Source organism: Kocuria sp. ZOR0020, assembly GCF_000800955.1.
Classification (GTDB): Bacteria; Actinomycetota; Actinomycetes; order Actinomycetales; family Micrococcaceae; genus Kocuria; species Kocuria subflava.
In genome coordinates this window covers 1-754 of the sequence record NZ_JROX01000091.1, presented here as the reverse complement: position 1 = coordinate 754, position 754 = coordinate 1, and the positions used below count along the sequence as shown (strand labels likewise).

Below are 754 nucleotides of genomic sequence, written 5' to 3'. Positions count from 1 at the left end.
GTGGCCAGGGCCTCGGCGAGAAGCCGGTGCGCTCCGCGGGCGGAGCCGGCCGCGCCCTTGCGCAGCCGCTGGGCCACCACCACCGGGGCCGAGGCAGCGGTGGAGGCGGTGGCCAGCAGCGCGTTGAGGCCCCGGACTCCGGAGTACCCGTAGCCGGATCCCTGTTTCTGGTAGCCGTGGACTTCCACGATCGTGTCGTCCACATCCACGAACACGAATTCTTCCTCCGCGTCCCGGCGCTGCAGCAACGGCACTCGCCCGGCCAACCCGGCCAGCAGCCGGGAGGCGACCGCGTCGAGCTGGCGCACGTGCCCGAAAGTGAAGGCCCGCAGGAACGACCCCAGCGTGGAGGGCGCGTAGACGGCCTCGAACAGCTTGCTCATCGCGCTCTGGCGCAGCAGGGCCAGGTCGTCGATGCTGTCGGCCCCGGCGAGCATCCCGGCCACGAGCGAGGAAACCTTCAGCCCCGGGTTGGCGCCCTTGTCGGTGGGCACGCTCAACCGCTCATCGACCAGGTCGCGCAACCCGATCCCCTGGGCCAGGCGCATCACCGGCAGCAACCCGGCCGCCGACACGAGGTTGGGCTCGTCGAACGACGCGGACACGGCAGCAGGAGTGTGGGAAACTTGCATCTACGGGATGCCCTCTCATCACGGTGGAACAGAACTCTCGACAAGTCCTATTCTCCGTGGTCAGCAGGGCATTCCGACGTTAAAACGCCGATCCCTCCGCGACGCTGATCGGTGGATCGAGG

The 754-nt window shown here is 68.8% G+C and carries 1 protein-coding gene; it reads right to left on the bottom strand.

Annotated features, from left to right (window positions below; translation table 11 throughout):
- On the bottom strand, positions 1-632 hold a 632-nt coding region (locus L979_RS06200; RefSeq protein ID WP_047690522.1), incomplete at its 3' end, for a transposase.
- Positions 633-754 lie beyond the last annotated feature (122 nt).